Genomic DNA, 3,170 nt, shown 5'->3' with positions numbered 1-3,170 from the left:
AGTCAGCCGTGCAATCGAAGTGGTTGAGACCGCGTTTCGCGAGGAACGCCAGATATTCGCCTTCGGAAACGGCGCTTCGGCGGCGCTGGCTAGCCACATGGCTACAGATGCCGGAAAATTGTTAATTGCCGATGATGGCTTGGGTGGGCGCAAGCGTCTCCGAATTCAGAGCCTCAACGACAACTGTGCTTGGTTAACAGCCATTGGCAATGACATCTGCTACGACAGCGTGTTTACGGAGCAGTTGGCCAATTTCCTTCGCCCCAAGGACGTAGTCATCGGCATCAGCGGCTCTGGCGGCTCGCCAAACGTGCTCCGCGCACTGGAGTTTGCAAAATCCCGTGGCGCGATGATTATCGGCTTCACGAGCGCTAGACCATCGGCGGAAACCATGGCTGGTCTATGCGACGTCTGCTTGCGAGCGCCTCTCGATATGATGGAACAGATCGAAGATATTCACGTGATCTACCACCATATCATTGTGCGGAGCGTCTATGACGCGATCGCCGGCCAAGCAGAACGCTGAGACCATGATCGCCGCAGCGTCATGTGAGAGACGTACCTAACAGTGCTTCTTTCTGCCAGATTTGATCAAGTGCAGCTGACGGCCAAAACGCCTTCCCAAATACAAAAGGATTATCTAAGTTGAAAATTGCTCTACTCGAAGTAAGCCACTGGCATGTACCCCTGTATCTGTCAGCATTTAAACGTCCAGACATTGAGGTCGTCGCGATCTCGGATTCAGAAGGAAACAAAGGTTCCGGTATCGCGGCCAATTTCGGGTGCCGTAAGTATGACTCAGTGGAGAGCCTGCTAATCAACGAACAGCCGGACTTTGCCTTTGCTTTTGGTCGTCATGCAGACATGCCGAAGATTGGTAAGTTGCTGGTTGAGCGCCGCATACCGTTTGCGTTGGAAAAACCGTGCGGCACGAACGCCGATCAAGTGATGGAGCTGCGCAAACTTGCAGAGGCGGCGGGGGTTTATGTCGCCGTCCCTCTGATCTTTCGGCTTAGCGACACGCTGGAAACGCTCTCCGAGATTAACGGCACGCTGCCCACGGATATTACGCATTATGCAATTCGATTTATCGTTGGGCCACCGTCGCGTTACATTAATGCCGGTGCCCGTTGGATGACGGATCCGGCGGTTGCCGGTGGGGGCTCGACTATAAACGTCGCAACCCACTTTATCGACCTCTTCCGCTTTCTGACAGGGAAGCCTGTGTCGGCTGTCTCTGCCATGATGAGTTCTCGCAGCCATGGCGAAAAAGTGGAGGATCATTCGATCGTCACGATGCGAAGTGAGGACGGAACAGTTGGCGTCGTTGAAACTGGCTACGCGTTCCCCAGCGCTCTCGATATTCAGCGAGAATTTACGTTCACTATCGGATCCCGAAAGGCCTATTTTCAAGGAGGTAATGACCAAATCTCCTATCGTTTGCGTGATCAGCTCGATTATGGGACACAGACCCGTAAGGTGCGGCTCGATACCGACCTCTATTATCCTTTGTTTGTGGAAAAAGTCCTAGCGGAGGTCGCTGCTGGCGCCAAGCCCTTTGCGGGCCTTCGAGACGCGGAGGAAATGATGCGGATCATGGATGCCGCTTACGCATCTGCTCGGGCCGGCGGGAGCCTAGAGCTCGTTCAACACTCCTCGTCGGTCAACTCGGGAGTGATGGTATGACAGCCATCGGGCGGCCAAACGATCAATTCTAGCGCAGATGACCGGGAACTCGGAGGACGCCCCCTCTCAATATTCGTTTTTGAGTTCGGCTTTGCCGGTTGCGAATGTTGCTTCTACCGGGTGACTTCTGGTCAAGTATAACCGCCGCAGTGGTGGTAGGGTAACGTCATCTCTTCTTTATCTCATTAGAGCGATAGAGCTGGCGGGCATAATTGGGAAAGGCAGAGTGGCAAAAATAGCTCTGTCTTTCCAAATGGCGCTGGAGTTTGCACAACGATTTCAAATACAACTCTTGTCAACACTAACCTTCAGGCGCCGGTACAACTTTGTTTCATCCCAGCCTAGCAAGCAAAAAGCTGCATTCGAGGAAGAAACTGAAATAAGGTGATGTAGGCCACACCATATACGATCGATTGGATTGACCGTGAAGACGATCAAAGGCCCCGCTATCTTTCTTGGCCAGTTTGCAGGCAATCGAGCCCCATTCAACTCCTGGGACGCTATCACCAAATGGGCGGCCGAAAAGGGATACGTAGGAGTCCAAGTGCCGAGCTGGGCCGGCCAGCTATTCGATCTCATAACGGCGGCGAACTCGAAGGATTACTGCGACGAGTTTGCGGGCGTTGCGCGAGAAAACGGAATAGAGGTGACTGAGCTTTCCAGTCATCTGCAAGGCCAGTTAGTCGCTGTGCACCCTGCTTATGACGAATGTTTCGACGGTTTTGCGCCAACCAAAGTACGCGGTAATCCTAAGGCGCGCCAGGAATGGGCCGTCGAGCAGGTGCAAATGGCGATAACGGCATCTAAGCATCTCGGCATGAAGGCGCATGGAACTTTCTCCGGCGCGCTCGCCTGGCCCTATCTTTATCCTTGGCCGCAGCGGCCGGCGGGCCTTGTCGAGACTGCCTTCGACGAGCTTGCGAAGCGTTGGATGCCGATCCTTAACCACGCGGAGGATTGCGGCGTCGACGTGGCTTACGAGATACATCCAGGCGAAGATTTACATGATGGTGTCACCTTCGACATGTTCCTAGACCGGCTGAAGAACCATCCGCGCGCAAACATGCTCTACGATCCGTCGCACTTCGTGCTTCAATGCCTCGACTATCTCGAGCACATCGACATCTACAAGGACCGGATCAAGATGTTCCACGTCAAGGACGCGGAGTTCGATCCAACCGGGCGGCAGGGCGTCTATGGTGGCTATCAAGGCTGGATTGAGCGCGCCGGGCGCTTTCGTTCGCCGGGCGACGGCCAAGTGGATTTCGGATCGATCTTTTCCAAGATGGCGGCCTACAATTTCGATGGCTGGGCCGTTGTCGAATGGGAATGCGCGCTGAAGCATTCAGAAGACGGTGCGAGAGAGGGTGCCGAGTTCGTAAAGGCCCATATCATTCACGTCACCGACAAGTCGTTCGACGATTTCGCGGCGAGCGGTGCTGACGGAGCAACCAACCGACGGATGCTGGGTCTTTGACGAGGTT

At 54.4% G+C, this 3,170-nt stretch carries 3 protein-coding genes; all 3 read left to right on the top strand.

Features of this window, described 5'->3' with window-relative positions; translation table 11 throughout:
* Positions 1 to 526 (top strand): SIS domain-containing protein (locus tag EOA33_RS29585; protein WP_127407249.1); only part of this gene is annotated, 526 nt, incomplete at its 5' end.
* A gap of 119 nt (positions 527 to 645) precedes the next feature.
* Entirely contained in the window at positions 646 to 1,686 is a 1,041-nt protein-coding gene (locus EOA33_RS29580; protein WP_127407248.1) for a Gfo/Idh/MocA family oxidoreductase, read from the top strand.
* A gap of 424 nt (positions 1,687 to 2,110) precedes the next feature.
* A complete protein-coding gene (locus tag EOA33_RS29575; RefSeq protein WP_127407247.1) occupies positions 2,111 to 3,163 on the top strand; it encodes a sugar phosphate isomerase/epimerase in 1,053 nt (350 codons plus the stop codon).
* The last annotated feature ends 7 nt before the right edge of the window (positions 3,164 to 3,170 follow it).

It is taken from the genome of Mesorhizobium sp. M4A.F.Ca.ET.050.02.1.1 (assembly GCF_003997725.1).
Taxonomy (GTDB): Bacteria; Pseudomonadota; Alphaproteobacteria; order Rhizobiales; family Rhizobiaceae; genus Mesorhizobium.
The sequence above is the reverse complement of the archived record's forward strand: the minus strand, read 5'-3'. Positions and strand labels throughout refer to the sequence as shown.